Origin of the sequence: Aequorivita marisscotiae, assembly GCF_029814825.1 — a bacterium.
Taxonomy (GTDB): domain Bacteria; phylum Bacteroidota; class Bacteroidia; order Flavobacteriales; family Flavobacteriaceae; genus Aequorivita; species Aequorivita marisscotiae.
This window is the reverse complement of the sequence record NZ_CP122379.1, coordinates 980580-996602: the sequence shown is the minus strand read 5'-3', so window position 1 is coordinate 996602 and position 16023 is coordinate 980580. Positions and strand designations below refer to the sequence as shown.

15 protein-coding genes are annotated in these 16023 nt (G+C 36.0%); 9 read left to right on the top strand and 6 right to left on the bottom strand.

Going from position 1 to position 16023, the window contains the following annotated elements; all coding sequences use genetic code 11:
* Window positions 1–5: 5 nt before the first annotated feature.
* Entirely contained in the window at window positions 6–233 is a 228-nt protein-coding gene (locus QCQ61_RS04665) for a hypothetical protein (protein WP_279449615.1), read from the bottom strand.
* Between the two features lie 38 nt (window positions 234–271).
* Window positions 272–2140, bottom strand: a complete 1869-nt coding sequence (locus QCQ61_RS04660) for a cation:proton antiporter (protein ID WP_279449613.1) — start codon at window positions 2138–2140, stop codon at window positions 272–274.
* Between the two features lie 137 nt (window positions 2141–2277).
* Between QCQ61_RS04660 and QCQ61_RS04655 the strand changes: the two genes are divergently transcribed.
* From QCQ61_RS04655 to QCQ61_RS04620, 8 genes are all read left to right on the top strand, one after another.
* Window positions 2278–3138: an MBL fold metallo-hydrolase gene (locus QCQ61_RS04655; RefSeq protein WP_279449611.1), complete on the top strand. Its 861-nt coding sequence runs from the start codon at window positions 2278–2280 to the stop codon at window positions 3136–3138.
* Between the two features lie 14 nt (window positions 3139–3152).
* Window positions 3153–4820: a S8 family serine peptidase gene (locus QCQ61_RS04650; protein ID WP_279449609.1), complete on the top strand. Its 1668-nt coding sequence runs from the start codon at window positions 3153–3155 to the stop codon at window positions 4818–4820.
* Window positions 4820–6658 carry a M1 family metallopeptidase gene (locus QCQ61_RS04645; RefSeq protein WP_279449607.1) on the top strand — a complete coding sequence of 613 codons (1839 nt, stop codon included), beginning with the start codon at window positions 4820–4822 and terminating at the stop codon, window positions 6656–6658. The genes QCQ61_RS04650 and QCQ61_RS04645 overlap by 1 nt, the downstream gene beginning before the upstream one ends.
* An 81-nt stretch (window positions 6659–6739) precedes the next feature.
* The gene (gene rnpA, locus QCQ61_RS04640; RefSeq protein ID WP_279449605.1) at window positions 6740–7105 is read left to right on the top strand and encodes a ribonuclease P protein component; all 366 of its coding nucleotides are present in this window, start codon (window positions 6740–6742) and stop codon (window positions 7103–7105) included.
* Window positions 7092–7886, top strand: a complete 795-nt coding sequence (locus QCQ61_RS04635) for a DUF4349 domain-containing protein (protein WP_279449603.1) — start codon at window positions 7092–7094, stop codon at window positions 7884–7886. The genes rnpA and QCQ61_RS04635 overlap by 14 nt, the downstream gene beginning before the upstream one ends.
* Before the next feature lie 94 nt (window positions 7887–7980).
* The gene (locus QCQ61_RS04630; RefSeq protein ID WP_279449601.1) at window positions 7981–9603 is read left to right on the top strand and encodes a S41 family peptidase; all 1623 of its coding nucleotides are present in this window, start codon (window positions 7981–7983) and stop codon (window positions 9601–9603) included.
* 89 nt (window positions 9604–9692) lie between these two features.
* Window positions 9693–10511: a sterol desaturase family protein gene (locus tag QCQ61_RS04625; RefSeq protein WP_279449600.1), complete on the top strand. Its 819-nt coding sequence runs from the start codon at window positions 9693–9695 to the stop codon at window positions 10509–10511.
* Between the two features lie 73 nt (window positions 10512–10584).
* Complete coding sequence (locus tag QCQ61_RS04620; protein ID WP_279449599.1) at window positions 10585–10956, top strand: hypothetical protein; 372 nt, start codon at window positions 10585–10587, stop codon at window positions 10954–10956.
* Here QCQ61_RS04620 and QCQ61_RS04615 read toward each other — a convergent pair whose 3' ends face one another.
* From QCQ61_RS04615 to QCQ61_RS04600, 4 genes are all read right to left on the bottom strand, one after another.
* On the bottom strand, window positions 10957–11397 hold the full coding sequence (locus QCQ61_RS04615; protein ID WP_279449597.1) for a GNAT family N-acetyltransferase: 441 nt from the start codon (window positions 11395–11397) through the stop codon (window positions 10957–10959). It lies immediately after the preceding gene.
* Window positions 11398–11412: 15 nt separating this feature from the next.
* A complete protein-coding gene (locus QCQ61_RS04610; RefSeq protein ID WP_279449596.1) occupies window positions 11413–12330 on the bottom strand; it encodes a cation diffusion facilitator family transporter in 918 nt (305 codons plus the stop codon).
* Between the two features lie 9 nt (window positions 12331–12339).
* Window positions 12340–12771 carry a ribose 5-phosphate isomerase B gene (gene rpiB, locus QCQ61_RS04605; protein ID WP_279449594.1) on the bottom strand — a complete coding sequence of 144 codons (432 nt, stop codon included), beginning with the start codon at window positions 12769–12771 and terminating at the stop codon, window positions 12340–12342.
* A 643-nt stretch (window positions 12772–13414) separates the two neighbouring features.
* Window positions 13415–13654: a putative signal transducing protein gene (locus QCQ61_RS04600; protein WP_279449593.1), complete on the bottom strand. Its 240-nt coding sequence runs from the start codon at window positions 13652–13654 to the stop codon at window positions 13415–13417.
* A 154-nt stretch (window positions 13655–13808) separates the two neighbouring features.
* On the opposite strand from QCQ61_RS04600, the gene rnr reads away from it, so the two are divergent.
* On the top strand, window positions 13809–16013 hold the full coding sequence (gene rnr / locus QCQ61_RS04595) for a ribonuclease R (RefSeq protein ID WP_279449592.1): 2205 nt from the start codon (window positions 13809–13811) through the stop codon (window positions 16011–16013).
* Window positions 16014–16023: the final 10 nt, after the last annotated feature.

Below are 16023 nucleotides of genomic sequence, written 5' to 3'. Positions count from 1 at the left end.
AAATTTTACATGCCACAAGTAGCGCCAGCCTCTATAAGCCCTTGCAAATACACCTCGTAGGGCGTACCGGTGTTTTCACCATTAACCGATGCATTACCATTGCTTTCCTCGCATACTTCAAAATTTGCGGTTTGTGGCGAGGTACAAGTAGTGCAACTAACGCCATCGTCCTTTTTACAGGAAACTATCCCTACACACAAAACAATAGCGACAACAAAGAATGTATTTTTCATTAAAAAGTAATTTTAAGGAAAACGAATTAATGCTAAGATTATTTGTTTACCTTCCCTTCATTTTCAGATCTAGTGGCATTTACAACATCTTCAAAATCCATTGGTTTTCCTAAATAAACAAGGCTGCTTCCCATTTCAACTTCAAGCTCGGATGGAGAATTCAAAAGATCTAAAAATCCATTGTCGTGTTTTAAAAATAGCGGAATTGCGTCTGGGTTTTCACCAATAATATTTAATACACGTAAAAATTGATTGTGGTTTTCAACAGGAATTTCCTGTATAGACGGAAAATCCTGAGCTACCTGGGTAAAACGTGTATAATCATGAGTGTATGAAAATAGTTCTTTTGCGGAAATGTTCTGTTTTTGTTTCATTTCTTCGGAAGTCATTAACCTAAAAGTTCCATTTTCGCCAAAATACTGTCCAAAACGATTAATAGCTTGTTTGTTTATTTCGTCGCTTCCGGTCATAGATAACAAATAACCCACATCGTTCAGCTCTATATTGTCTGTAAGGTCATCGGCATAAATGTTTGCAGTAAATGCTTCTAACCCTAATTCTTTTGCTCTATTAATGTTCAACTGGTTTGAATCAATAAGCACCACATGCCTATTGTTTTTATGAAGATAAGTAGCAATTAATCTAGATACTTTTGAAGCACCCACCATGAGTATTCCTTCAGATTTTTTCAAAAATACCCCCATCCAACTTGCCATTACTCTAGCCGTAGTGGCATTGATAATTACAGTAGTTAAAACAACCGCAAAAACCAAAGGGGTAATATATTCAGCCCCAACCACGCCTTTAGAAACCAATTGTGTTCCGAAAAGTGACGATATACCAGCTGCAACTATTCCACGAGGACCAACCCAACTAATAAATAATTTTTCATTGGTTTTAAGCGAAGAACCTATAGTACTCGCAAAGACGGTCATGGGTCTTAAAATAAAAATAATTATTGCCAATAAAATGGCAGTTTTATAGTTAAAAACCAGCAAAAGATCGTCAACACTAATATTGGCAGAAAGTAAAATGAAAAGTATTGAAACCAATAAAACGCTCAACGATTCCTTAAAATAGAGAAGTTCCTTAAGGCTTGGCAAATCGCTATTTCCTAAAAACATACCCATAACAACTACGGCCAGCAGACCCGATTCGTGCGCAAGTAAATCACTGGCTACAAAAACTGCCATAACCAATGACAGCGAAACCACATTAGATAAGTAATGCGGCACAAGTTTCTTTTTTATTGAAATGTAAAGTGCATACCCTGCCGAAACTCCAAAAGTCATTCCTATTAAAACAATTTTTCCAAAATCCAGTAGTGCCTGTTTTGTGTAACCAGAATCGCCTTCTACACTTATAAATTCATATACAAGTACAGCAACCAAAGCTCCGATAGGATCAATTAAAATTCCTTCCCATCTAAGTACGGCGGCCACATCTTTTTTAAGTGGGATATTCCTCAAAATTGGCGTAATTACAGTGGGGCCGGTTACAATTATTAAAGCTGAAAAAAGGAAAGCAATTCGCCAGTTTAGCCCGAATACGTAGTGGGCAGCCACACCGGCACCAATAAAAGTAATGGCAGCACCTATGCTTATAAGTTTGCCAATTGCAGAGCCTACTTTCGAAATTTCTTCTCTTTTAAGCGTTAATCCCCCTTCAAAAAGAATAATTCCTACAGCCAAAGAAACAAAATAGAAAAGATTTTCTCCCGGAAAAAGACCTTTATCGCCATTCCAAATAGGTTGAAGCCATTGTCTTCCATCTTCAGTGAAAAACGTAGAAAGCGGGCCTACCAGCAGCCCAATTAAAATTAAAGGTAAAATAGCGGGTATTTTAAATTTCCATGCAACCCATTGGGCCAAAATTCCTAAAATTATAATTCCTGCAAGTTCTACCATTCAATCGGGGTTTAGGCAAATTAAAACTTTTTCGACGCTACGAAAAAATAATAATTTGTTAAAAATAGTATAATTAATTTATACTTCGTCTTTGGTCTGTAACGCTTTTGCTAATTTGCGACTCATTTCTTCAGATTATGCAATTATTTCCTATTGAATCCGGCAATTTTAAATTAGATGGTGGTGCCATGTTCGGTGTTGTGCCTAAAACCCTCTGGACCAGAACCAATCCTGCAGATGCCAATAATATGATAGACATTGCCGCGCGCTGTCTTCTCATTAAAAATGGCGATAGGTTAACCTTAATTGATACCGGGATGGGCAATAAGCAAAGCGAAAAGTTTTTTGGCTATTATTACCGTTGGGGCGATTACAACCTAGACAATTCATTAAAAAAGTACGGTTTTCATCGCGACGACATTACCGATGTTTTTATGACCCATTTACATTTTGACCATTGCGGTGGCAGTGTACAATGGAACAAAGATCGCACAGGGTATGAACCAGCTTTTAAAAATGCAACTTTCTGGAGCAATAAAGATCACTGGCAGTGGGCTACGCAACCAAACCGACGCGAGCAGGCTTCTTTTTTAAAGGAAAATATAATGCCGATGCAAGAAAGCGGACAGTTAAAGTTTGTGGCACAACCCAATACAGATTTTGCAACAGCCAACGAATTGGATTTTGGAATTCTATTTGTAGACGGACACACAGATAAGCAAATGATTCCGCATATAGAATACAAAGGAAAAACGCTGGTTTTTATGGCAGATTTATTGCCCACAGCAGGTCATTTACCACTTCCGTTTGTTATGGGCTACGATACACGACCATTGCTAACGCTTCCAGAAAAAGAAAAATTTTTGGATAAAGCTGCCGAAAATAATTTCTATCTATTTTTGGAACACGATGCACACAATCCGATAATTACCGTAAAAAACACCGATAAAGGTGTTCGGCTAAACGAAACATTCTCACTTAACGAATTTTTTAATTAACTCTTATTTTTAAAATGAAAATCTTTAGAAACTCTCTTTTGGCTGTAGTAATAGCAGCCTCTATGGCAAGCTGTGGCAGTAGCTCGGCAATTGTTGCCACCCCAATAGAAAACATTGATGCAATCCCTTTAAAAATAGTTCCGCTTACCGAGGCACAATTAAAAAATTGGCCAGCGATGGATTTGGTAAAAGACACCGTTCCGGGGATGAGCGTAAATAAAGCTTACAACCAAATAATCAAAAAACGCAAAGGCACAACTGTAATTGTAGGCGTTATAGATAGCGGGGTAGATATTGACCACGAAGACCTTAAAAATGTACTATGGACCAATCCTGGTGAAATACCCGGCAACGGAATAGACGACGATAACAACGGTTACATTGATGATGTACACGGTTGGAATTTTATTGGCGATATTATTGGTGAAAACATGGAATATGTACGTATCATCAGAAAATTTAAACCAAAATTTGAAGGTAAGAGCGAATCTTCAATAAGTGCTGCAGATCGTGAAGATTTTGCAATCTATCAAAAAGCAATGGCCGAATACGAAAAGGAATTTTCAGAAATTTCAACTAATAAAGAGCGGTATGAGCAAATTATTGCGCAGTTAAAGCCTACACATCAAGCAATTGCTCAGAAACTTGGAAAAGAAGATTATTCAAAAGAAGATTTAGCGGATATAAAAAATCCTTCGCCACAGGAACAGCACCAAATAGCCATGCTAGACCAAATGTTAAATTTTGCCGATTCAGTTCCTGAAGTTTTAAAGGAACTTGAAGCAGGAATAAAATATTTTAATGACAGACTGGAAGATAATTTTAGTATGACCAAAGATTTCCGGGCTGTGTTAGGCGATAATCCCGACGATATTACAGACAATGTTTACGGCGACAATAATGTAGCTGGTCCAGACCCAACGCGCGAAAACGTAAAACACGGAACCCACGTTGCAGGTATAATTGCCGCTGAACGCCACAACGGGATTGGTATGGATGGCGTAGCTAACAATGTGCAAATAATGGCTGTACGAGCAGTACCGGATGGCGATGAGTACGACAAAGATATTGCATTGGCAATTAGATATGCCGTAGATAATGGCGCTAAGGTACTAAATACTAGTTTCGGAAAATATTATTCGCCACACGCAGATTGGGTGTACGACGCTATAAAATATGCGGCCTCAAAAGATGTATTAATTGTGAATGCCGCTGGAAACGACGGTCTTGATTTAGATACTGTAAATGTTTACCCGAACGATCAGATTGATAACCAACCAGAAATTGCCGATTCATTTTTAACCGTTGGTGCACTTAATTATGAGTATGGTAGTGAATTGGTTGCAAACTTTTCAAATTACGGAAAAACCAATGTAGATGTTTTTGCTCCCGGTGTAAAAATTTGGGCAACAACCCCTTTAAATACATATGAATTTTTGCAGGGAACCTCAATGGCATCTCCCGAAGTTGCCGGTGTTGCCGCAATGATTAGATCTTACTACCCAAATCTAACAGCTGCACAAGTAAAACAAATATTAATGGATAGCGGCCTTTCGGTAAAAACTAATGTTATTTTGGGCGGGGAAGTTTCAAATACGGAGTCTTTCTCAAATATTTCAAAATCTGGTAAAATGGTAAATATGTATAACGCCTTAATTATGGCAGATAAAATGTCTAAATAATGAAGCAATTTTTAAGTGTAATTTTTTTTATAGCCGTAATCATTTCGGCTTCAGCACAAAATAATCCGTGCTATTGGCAGCAGGAAGTAGATTATAAAATGGACGTTCAGATGAACGTGAAAAATTTTCAATACCAAGGCACCCAGGAATTAAAATATACAAACAATTCGCCCGATACCTTAACCAAAGTTTATTATCATCTTTACTTTAATGCATTTCAACCTGGCAGCGAAATGGATGTACGATCACGCACAATTGCCGATCCTGATAGCCGCGTTACAGATAGAATTTCGAAACTTACACCGGATGAAATTGGCTACATAAAACCAAACTTATTTACACAAAATAACGTTGCCGCTAAGTATACAATTAAAGGAACGGTAATGGAAGTAGTTTTAAACGAACCTATTTTGCCCGGCGGAAGTACCGTTTTTAATATGGAGTGGGATGCACAGGTGCCCTTGCAAGTACGCCGTTCAGGACGCGATAGTTCTGAAGGCATAGCGCTTACGATGACCCAATGGTATCCCAAACTAGCTGAGTACGACTTTGAAGGTTGGCACGCCGATCCGTACATTGGTCGCGAGTTTCACGGAGTATGGGGTAATTTTGATGTGACAATTACAATTGATGCAGATTACACTATTGGCGGAACAGGTTATTTACAAAACCCTGCCGAAGTTGGCCACGGCTACACAGAACCAGGCCAAAAATGGATGAAACCAAAAAAAGGAAAATACACTTGGCACTTTTTAGCACCAGATGTACATGACTTTGCTTGGGCAGCAGATAACCAATATGTACACGATACCTATCCGGGGCCAAACGGAGTAACACTTCATTTTTTCTATAAAAATGATCCTGAAATTGCTGAGAACTGGAAAAATCTACAACCAAAAACAGCTGCTCTAATGCAGTTTTTTAACGAACAGATAGGCCAATATCCCTACGAACAATACTCGGTAATTCAAGGCGGCGATGGTGGTATGGAATACGCTATGAGTACCATGATTACTGGCAATCGGGAGTTTGGAAGTTTAGTTGGTGTAACTGCTCACGAGTTGGCACATTCTTGGTTTCAGTTTGTTTTGGCAACCAACGAACTAAAACACGAGTGGATGGATGAAGGTTTTACCTCATACATATCCGATGAGGCAATGAATTATGTGATGGAAGAAAATAAACCAAATCCGCACGCAGGTTCGTACAGAAGTTACTTTTACATGGCCACTAGTGGCAATGAACAACCTCTATCTACACATGCAGACAGATATGCAACCAACCGTGCGTATGGCGTAAATGCGTATAGCAAAGGTTCGGTATTTTTAACTCAATTAGGGTACGTTATTGGCCCAGAAAATCTATCTAAGACCTTAAAGCGTTTTTATTCAGATTTTAAATTTAAACACCCTACGCCAACAGATTTTATTCGCACGGCCGAAAAGGTTTCCGGTTTTAAACTAAATTGGTATTTAACAGATTGGACACAAACTACAAATACAATAGATTATGGTATAAAATCTGTTGAAAATGAAACGGATAATACAAAAATTACTTTAGAAAGAATTGGTTTAATGCCAATGCCTATAGACCTTTATGTAACTTATGAAGATGGCACGCAGGAGTTGTTTTACATTCCATTGCGTATGACGTGGAATGAAAAACCAAATCCGTTTACAGATTTAAAACGTACTGTTTTAGCAGATTGGGCTTGGGCTTATCCCACCTATACATTTGAAATTAAAAATGGGAAAAAAGTAAAAAATATGATGATTGATGCCACACGCAGAATGGCAGATATTAATCAGGATAATAATATTTGGGAAAGAAATCCCTAATCGTAAAAAAAGAAATTAATATCTTACACAGACCTAACAGAATCTAAAACCTGTTAGGTCTTTCTTTTTTATATTTACCGTGTGAATCAAAAATTTCCGAAGAGCGAAAAACTAAAGAGTTCCAAAACAATTGAAACATTGTTTTCGGACGGAAAAACACATTCCAGTTATCCTATAAAAGTATTTTTTCTTCCGAAAGAAAATTTAAAAACATCCCTGGCAGCATTTGCCGTTCCCAAACGCAATTTTAAATCTGCGGTAGATCGCAATAAGGCAAAACGACAGCTTCGCGAAGCATACCGTCTTAATAAACATATATTTAAGGAAATTAACGGCAAGAAATTTGTAATGCTTTTTCTATATTTAGGCAAAGTTAAACCGCAGTACGCCCAACTTGAAAGAGCAATGGTAATGCTGCTTAAAAAATTAAGGGATGAAAATAGTTAGCACAATATTTTTATTATTTGTTCTGGGATGTACAAATAGCGGTTCAGACAACAATTTTGAAGCCGAAGCTTCAATGGCCGGTATAGAAAATGTTTCTGAAGATATAGCCACACCGGAGCTCGATGAGCAAAAAATTATTAAAACTGCACGATTAGCCTTCGAAACAAAAGACGTTGAGGCAACACACCAAAAAATTATTAATCTGGCATCGCAATACAAAGGTTTGGTGCAAAGCGACAACAGCGGAAAAGATTACAATCGAATCTATAAAAATATTGTGGTTCGCGTACCTACAGAAAACTTTCAATCTTTTATTGACGGGATATCTGAAGGGGTAGCTTATTTTGATCATCGCGATATAAGTAGGCAAGATGTTTCTGAAGAATTTGTAGATCTGGAAGCACGCTTAAAGGCAAAACGCACTTTAGAAAACCGATATTTGGAGTTGCTAAAAAAAGCAAACAGTGTAAAGGAAATGCTGGAAATAGAACGCGAACTTTCAAATATTCGTGAAGAAATTGAAGCAAAACAAGGGCGTTTGCAATACCTCCAAACACAAGTTTCCATGAGTACGGTAATCGTAGAATTTTATAAAACTACCGCCGATACAGGTATTACTCAGTCTTACGGACAAAAAATAAAAAATGCCCTTCAAGGAGGTTGGAACGGTATTTCGGTATTTTTCTTAGGCGTTTTATACCTTTGGCCCTTATTCCTCGTTGCAATAATTGTAATTTTTGTTCTTCGTAAATTTCTAAAACGAAAAAAGGTAAACAAATAGAAAGCGGTATATTTTATCTCTGATCTTGCAATTAATACTTTTACTAAAGATTTTTAAGGTTGTAACCTGACCGAATATTTAAATTTTCAACAAAATGAAAAAAAGAATTTTAATACCCATAGTGGCCATTGGTATATTTTTTACCACGGTAAGTTTTAAAAGTGATTTTTTCGAAATTGCAAAACAAATTGAAATCTTTACTACCCTCTATAAAGAGTTAAATATGAATTATGTGGACGAGGTTACCCCCGCCACACTTATGGACAAGGCTATTAAGGGCATGCTCGAAGATTTAGACCCATACACAGTCTATTGGAACGAACAGCAGGTAGAAGACGCTAAAATCAATAATTCGGGCACCTACACAGGTATTGGTGCCATTGCGCAAAGTAGAAAGGATAAAATTATAATTGTTGAGCCTTATAAAGATTATCCAGCCGATAAAGCAGGTTTAAAAGCCGGTGACGAAATTGTAAAAATTGGCGATATAACTATTGCCGATTTACAGGACGATGCAGGCGAATTATTAAAAGGTACACCGGGCTCAAAAGTAGCTGTAACTTATAAACGCCAAGGTAAAACTGCCACTACAACTATTACTCGCGAGGCAGTAGAAATTAAAGCGGTTCCCTTCTACAAATTAATAAAAAATGATATTGGGTATATCGTACTTTCACAATTTAATCGAAAAACGACTACAGAAACAAAAGCTGCATTAGTTGATTTAAAATCGCAGGGAGCCAAAAAAATTATTTTGGATCTTCGCGGAAATCCGGGAGGATTACTGAGTGAAGCAATAAATATAGTGAACCTATTTGTGGATAAAGGTGAAGTAATTACCACTACAAAATCTGTAATTGAAAAATACAACCAAGTTTACAAAACCAAATACGATCCCATAGATACTGAAATTCCACTGGTAGTTTTAGTTAATGGAAGAAGTGCATCTGCCAGCGAAATAGTTTCCGGCGGTTTGCAAGATTTAGATCGGGCCGTTATTGTTGGAGCGCGCAGTTTTGGAAAAGGATTGGTGCAACGACCAAAGAAATTAACCTACGGTACCCAATTAAAAGTTACTATTTCGCGCTATTATACCCCCAGCGGTCGTTGTATTCAAGCATTAGATTATTGGCACCGCGACGAGAACGGCGATCCCGTTCGTAAGGATTTAAAAGAGTACAACGCCTTTAAAACCAAAGGCGGCAGAACCGTTTACGATGGCGGTGGCATTTTACCAGATATTGAATTAAAATCCGCAGCATTCAGTTCAATAACCACAGCACTTTTAAAAGACAATGCCATTTTTGATTATGCCACAAAATACTATTATAATCATCAATTAGCAGATTGGAAAAACTTTAAATTCAGTGAAGCAGATTTTCAGGATTTTCTAAAGTTTCTAAAAGAAAACAATTTTGAATACGAAACAGAAACAGAAAAGAAATTTTCTGAAGGATTAAAAGTTGCAGAAAACGACGATTTAAGCAAGGATATTTCAACAAGCTACAAACAACTTATGGCTGCCATTGACAATGCAAAAGACAAAGCCATACTCGATAAAAAAGTAGAAATAGAATCGCTTCTGACCGATGAAATATTAAAACGCTATTTCTACCGCGAAGGTTTGTATAATTATCAAATTAATCACAATCCGGAAATATTAGAAGCGGTTTCCGTTTTAAATGATGCTGGACGGTATGGGAAAATTTTGAAGTAATATTTTGTCGGCTTGAGCACAAACAAAATCACCTTTAAGAATGAACTATATAAACAACAAATACTAAAAATTTCCTTTAAGAACTTAGTATGCAATCCTTCTTAATCTTCTTCGAAACAATGCCCGTTTGGATGAAAGCTGGTTGGGTGTTTTTTGTCCTTACCGTTTTCTGGATTCTTGAAGGCTATTACAAACTCGTTTTTACCAAATACAACAAATGGCGCCATGCAAAAACCAACTTCATTTTGCTTGTGTTTGTAATGCTTATAAATGTAGTTTTCGGAATTGCAACTGTAAGTATTTTTTTGTGGTTAAACCATTCTAACTTTGGGTTGCTTCCACTTTTTGATGCTCCAATTTGGTTGGAATTGTTGCTTTCAATTATGGTGTTGGATCTAATTGCGCAATATTTTGTGCATTATTTACTTCACAAAGTAAAGTGGATGTGGCGCTTGCACACTGTACACCACTCCGATAAAAATGTGGACGTTACTACAGGCACCAGGCATCATCCGTTTGATTTTATTATTCGTGAAACTTTCGCATTAATTGCTGTAATTATCATGGGAATGCCAATTGCTTTTTATCTTTTTTACAGAATTTTAAGTGTGCTTTTTACCTATTTTACCCACGCCAATATTTCGCTTCCGAAGCAGGTAGATCGCCTACTTAGCTATATAATTGTAACTCCAAATATGCATAAATTTCATCACCATTATAAAATGCCTTGGACAGATAGCAATTTCGGCAATATGCTTTCTATTTGGGATCGTTTATTTGGTACATTTATCTACGCAGATACATCAGAAATAAAATATGGTTTAGACATTGCAGACCATAAAAATGATGAGGATATTTTACATCAATTAAGACTTCCTTTTGATAAATCAATTCGGTATAAAAAATAAATTAACACCATCTGCTTTCCGGTTAACATAAACTTAACTCACTGTTTATCAATGATATTGTAATTTAGCGGTTATGGTACATTCAGAAAGAGAAGAAAACAAAGCGATTCTTAAAGAATCCGTGACTTATTTAGAGAACCGGGGTTTTGAACACATTCAAGCAGATGTGGAAGGATATGAAACTCCAAAATCCTATCTTAAAAAAGATAGCGATGTGGTAATTACCCCAGATATTGTAGCGGAGCGCGCAGGCATTAAGCACTATTTTGAAATTAGTTTAAAATCTGCAAAGCCAAGATTATTAAAATCGAAATGGCAATTTTTAGATACTTTAACACGTATGCGAAACCAGCGTTTTAAAATAATAACTCGCCGTGGGCATTATAAATTTACCGATGAAATGCTAAAAGATCTAAATCTAGAAAAAAATCTTATAAAGCTTTAATCATTCTCTAATCATTGCTATATGTGGAATACCATCTTCCATATATCTATCACCAATGGTTTTAAAACCGTGACTTTCATAAAACATTACTAAATATATTTGCGCCGATATTTTTATAGTATCGGCTTTATATTTTTCAACAATAGCTTTTATGGCAGCATCGGTAATTTGATGACCGTACCCCAATTTACGATAATTTTCGCGTACCAAAACCCTACCAATAGAAGCTTCATCAAAATAATCTCCAGCTTGAAAGCAGCGTGCATAGGTTACTAAAATATCGTTTTCCCAGCCCATTATGTGCAACGCACGTTGGTCTTTTCCATCAATATCCTGATAAACGCAATCTTGTTCCACTACAAAAATTTCACTTCGCAATTGCAAAATTTCGTATAGCTCCTTTCGGCTTAATTCTTCAAAATTCTTTACATTAAATTCCATATTTTTTTAATAAAATCAATCTTGAACAATAATGTCTTTTGGGTCATCTTTTTGATGTTCGGGTTGAATGGTTACATGGTTTATTCCAAAATCGTGATACAGCAACTCTTCTACTTTTGCTAATACGGCGTCAAATTCTGAAAGGGTAAGATCATTATAAAAATCTATATGTGCTTCCAAATGTGTTTCCTGCTCGTTTAATTGCCAGATATGAATGTGATGCATATTTTTAATTTCTGGAATTTTACAAACTGCTTTATTAATTACTTCTAAATTTAAATCATCGGGTGTAAAAAGCATTAAAACTTTAAATGAAGTCTTTAATAAATCGTACCCCATAATAAGTAAATAAAGCGCAATTAAAACGGTTAATAGGCTATCTACCCAATACCATTGATAAAATTGCATAAGCAAACCACCAATTAAAACAGCTACCGATGCTGCCATATCGGTAAACAAGTGCAAGTAGGCCGAGCGCATGTTCATATTGCTTTTTGAATCTTTATATAGAAGCAATACGCTAAACCCGTTAAAAACAATTCCTAAAATAGCCAGCCAAATAACGAGGCCGCTTTCAATTGGTTGCGGATTATAAAAGCGAATAACGGCTTCGTAAATTAGGTAAATTGCTACCACAATTAAGGTGGCCGAATTTACAAATGCAGCAATTATTTCGGCGCGTTTATATCCAAATGTTTTTGTAACCGAAGCATCCTTTTTTGAATATCTATCGGCTATATAACTTACCACCAAAGACAGAACGTCGCTAAAATTATGGAGCGCATCGGAGAGTAACGACAAACTTCCCGAAACCACACCGCCAATTGCTTGTGCAAGTGTAATTCCTATATTTAAAAGAATGGAAAGTAAAAGTTTTTTCCCTTTTAAATCTGGATGCGAATGATCGTGTGAATGTACGTGCTTATGCGACATTGAAGCTGTTTATATACAAGCTATTTTTTCTACGCGATTTTGGTGGCGTCCCCCTTCAAATTCGGTATTTAAAAATGTTTTAACCATTTCCAAAGCTTGTGGTTTACTAGTAAATCTGGCCGGAATACTTAATACATTAGCATCGTTATGTTGGCGGGCGAGCGCAGTAATTTCTTTAGTCCAACATAAAGCAGAGCGTACTTTTTGGTGTTTATTAGCTGTCATATTTGCGCCATTTCCGCTTCCGCAGATAATAATTCCTAACTCTGCGTTTCCACTTTCAACATCTGCCGCAACGGGATGCACAAAATCTGGATAATCTACGCTCGATTCAGAGTCGGTTCCGTGGTTTATAACTGAGTGGCCTTCCTTTTCGAGAAAGGACACAATTTCAAATTTATACGCTGTACCTGCGTGGTCGTTGCCGATGGAAATCTTCATGGTTTTAATTTTTTTTTCAAAGATAATGAATTCGAATTCAGAAAATTTCCCCCACATTATATAATGCCATAAATTGTTAAAATAAATGCTCTTTTATAAAAAGCTACGCCTAGCGCCACAAATTAAAATTAACTTACTGGTTTTAAATAATTAATGATTTCTTAACCACAACTTCACATTACAGTTAACAACATTGTTGATATTTGTTAGCATAAATAACACAACTAAAATTGCACATGTAATTAAATTTTACAATAGGTTTTAATATTCTGGGAAACCAAATTTATAACTCATTTTTTACGGGGTACTTGTTAGCATCATTTTTTCAGTTTCAAACAATAATTTTCTAAAAACTTATAAAATTATAGGTGTGAAAATAGGTTGTTCACAGTTGTTAATTAGTATTTATATTCGCTTACAATCAAGGATATTAATTCTTAATTGTATGTTAATAACCTATTATTAAATAGCGATAATTAGATTTCAAAATAAAACTGCAAAAAGTTATTGTACATATTAACACCCTATAATCATCACTAATTTTTCTTTAATTAATTTAAAAAAAACAAATGATATATTAATGTATGTTGATAACATAAAAAATTTAGAGAAAATGAATTTGAAGAAAAGGTATTATTGAAAATTAAACTATTTTCAAATCTGAAGAAGAGTTTAAGTTAGCGATAATTTCTTCCGCTTGGGCCACATCGTCCAAATGAACTTGAAGTCTAATTCCGCCAATTGCATTTGAGTAAAAAGGAAAAACGCTAATCATGGTTTCATTTTCAAAAAAGTATCGTATATCTTCCTGTTCAAACAAAAGCTGAAGTATTGCGTATTCCGCAGGATATTGAAAAATAGCTATGGTTTTAAAATGCTTCATTTAGAGTGTGCATTAGTTTGAATTTTTAAAAAATTAACCCTTACATTACAACATATCCAAGAAATTAATAACGTAACCAAGGTACTAAATCTTTCCTAATGTAAACACGTCATTCTATGAGAAGTAGTACATTTACCGAATTACAAAATTAAGTATGCCAAGAAATAAAAGAAAAAAGAAAACAAATAAAATTGAAAATCTTTCCCAAACCATATTAAACATTCTTCGGAAAGATCATTCGCAAGCATTCAACTACAAACAAATTGCCGCAAAATTACAATTGGACGATCCTAGCAGCAGAAATCAAATAATAAAAAAATTAAAGGTTTTGCAGGGCAAAGGAAGCATTCAAGAAATTGATCGCGGCAAATATATACTCACTCCTTCACAAAATTATTATACCGGAAAAGTAGATATAGCAGGCCGTGGCCAAGGATATATTATTGTTGAAGATTTAGAAGACGATATTTATGTAAGTAGTAAAAATCTCAACAAAGCTTTAAATGGCGATATTGTTGAAGTTTACGTATTTAAACGCAAAAAGGGAGGTAAAACTGAAGGGGAAGTAACCAAAATTGTAGAACGCAAACGAACCGAATTTGTGGGTACTATCCAAGTGCAGGAAAACTTTGCATTTGTTGAAGTTACCGATTATAAAATGTACACCGATATTTTTATTCCGAAGAACAAAATAAACGGAGCTAAAAATGGCGAGAAAGTACTGGTGGCAATGGAAGATTGGCCCGAAAAGGCAGACTCGCCTTTTGGAAGTGTGCTAAAGGTTCTGGGAATGCCAGGTGAGCACAATACCGAAATTCATTCTATTTTAGCACAATACGGACTCCCGTACGAATTTCCGCAGGAAGTAGAGGTTTTTGCCAATAAAATTGATACTTCAATTAAAGAATCGGAAATAAAAAAGCGGCGCGATATGCGCAAAGCTCTAACTTTTACCATAGATCCAAAAGATGCAAAGGATTTTGACGATGCTCTTTCATTTGAAATATTAGACAACGGCAACTACGAGGTAGGAATTCACATTGCAGATGTTTCACATTATGTAACCCCCGGAAACGAACTTGATGACGAAGCTTACGAGCGCGCAACATCGGTATATTTAGTAGATAGAGTAGTACCAATGTTACCGGAAATTCTTTCTAACAATGCATGTTCGCTGCGACCAAACGAAGAAAAATATACCTTTTCGGCAGTTTTTGAAATGAATAAAAAAGCCGAAGTTATAAACCAATGGTTTGGAAAAACGGTTACGTATAGCGATGCGCGTTTTGCTTATGAAGAAGCGCAACATGTAATAGAAAATCCAAAAGAGGAAATACATAAAATACCGTCAAATATTTCAATTACCGATAAGGAATATACGGTAAAACCGGAAATAGCACAGGCTATTTTACAAATGGATGCCATGGCAAAAAAGTTACGTACAAAACGTATGCGAGCCGGCGCAATTTCTTTTGACAAAGTTGAAGTAAAATTCATACTCGATAACAAAGGAAATCCAGAGGGTGTGTATTTTAAAGAAAGTAAAGATGCCAACAAAATGATTGAGGAATTTATGCTGTTGGCAAATAGGCGAGTAGCAGAATTTATAGGCAAGCAACAACCTAAAAAAACGTTTGTTTATCGTGTTCACGACGAACCGGATGATGAAAAAATTGCGGCTTTAGAAAATATAATTAAACGCTTTGGTTATAAATTAAACACAAAGGACCGTCATTCTACAGCCACTTCAATGAATAAACTTTTAAAGGATGTTCAAGGTAAAAAGGAACAGAATTTAATAGATACCTTGGCTATCCGGAGTATGAGCAAAGCCATGTACACTACCCATAATATAGGGCATTACGGCTTGGCATTTGATTATTATACACATTTTACTTCGCCAATTCGTAGGTATCCCGATGTTATGGTTCATCGCTTATTGCAGCATTATTTAGAAAATGGAAAATCTGCAAAAGAAGAAGAATACGAAGAAAAATGTGGCCATAGTAGCGATATGGAAAGTCTTGCTACCAATGCCGAGCGCGATAGCATAAAATACATGCAGATAAAATATATGCAGGATCATAAAGACGAAGCGTTTTTAGGGGTTATTTCGGGTGTTACCGAATGGGGAATATATATTGAAATTATCTCGAATAAATGCGAAGGAATGGTACGATTGCAAGATTTACAGGACGACCGTTACGAATTTGACAGAGATGAATTTGCCGTAATTGGCCAACGTACCAACAATATTTATAGACTTGGCGATGAAGTATATGTAAAAGTAAAAAATGCAGATCTGGTTAAGAAGCATTTAGATTTTACGATGTTAGGACATCAATTAGAGTCTAATTAAAACCAATTAC

What these genes read in the sequence shown, in the direction of transcription:
- QCQ61_RS04610 (WP_279449596.1), bottom strand. Translation starts at nt 12,330, where the DNA reads ATGTCGCATAAGCACGTACATTCACACGATCATTCGCATCCAGATTTA.
- QCQ61_RS04600 (WP_279449593.1), bottom strand. Translation starts at nt 13,654, where the DNA reads ATGAAGCATTTTAAAACCATAGCTATTTTTCAATATCCTGCGGAATAC.
- QCQ61_RS04650 (WP_279449609.1), top strand. Translation starts at nt 3,153, where the DNA reads ATGAAAATCTTTAGAAACTCTCTTTTGGCTGTAGTAATAGCAGCCTCT.
- QCQ61_RS04655 (WP_279449611.1), top strand. Translation starts at nt 2,278, where the DNA reads ATGCAATTATTTCCTATTGAATCCGGCAATTTTAAATTAGATGGTGGT.
- QCQ61_RS04635 (WP_279449603.1), top strand. Translation starts at nt 7,092, where the DNA reads ATGAAAATAGTTAGCACAATATTTTTATTATTTGTTCTGGGATGTACA.
- rnr (WP_279449592.1), top strand. Translation starts at nt 13,809, where the DNA reads ATGCCAAGAAATAAAAGAAAAAAGAAAACAAATAAAATTGAAAATCTT.
- QCQ61_RS04620 (WP_279449599.1), top strand. Translation starts at nt 10,585, where the DNA reads ATGGTACATTCAGAAAGAGAAGAAAACAAAGCGATTCTTAAAGAATCC.
- rpiB (WP_279449594.1), bottom strand. Translation starts at nt 12,771, where the DNA reads ATGAAGATTTCCATCGGCAACGACCACGCAGGTACAGCGTATAAATTT.
- QCQ61_RS04615 (WP_279449597.1), bottom strand. Translation starts at nt 11,397, where the DNA reads ATGGAATTTAATGTAAAGAATTTTGAAGAATTAAGCCGAAAGGAGCTA.
- QCQ61_RS04625 (WP_279449600.1), top strand. Translation starts at nt 9,693, where the DNA reads ATGCAATCCTTCTTAATCTTCTTCGAAACAATGCCCGTTTGGATGAAA.
- QCQ61_RS04645 (WP_279449607.1), top strand. Translation starts at nt 4,820, where the DNA reads ATGAAGCAATTTTTAAGTGTAATTTTTTTTATAGCCGTAATCATTTCG.
- QCQ61_RS04665 (WP_279449615.1), bottom strand. Translation starts at nt 233, where the DNA reads ATGAAAAATACATTCTTTGTTGTCGCTATTGTTTTGTGTGTAGGGATA.
- QCQ61_RS04660 (WP_279449613.1), bottom strand. Translation starts at nt 2,140, where the DNA reads ATGGTAGAACTTGCAGGAATTATAATTTTAGGAATTTTGGCCCAATGG.
- QCQ61_RS04630 (WP_279449601.1), top strand. Translation starts at nt 7,981, where the DNA reads ATGAAAAAAAGAATTTTAATACCCATAGTGGCCATTGGTATATTTTTT.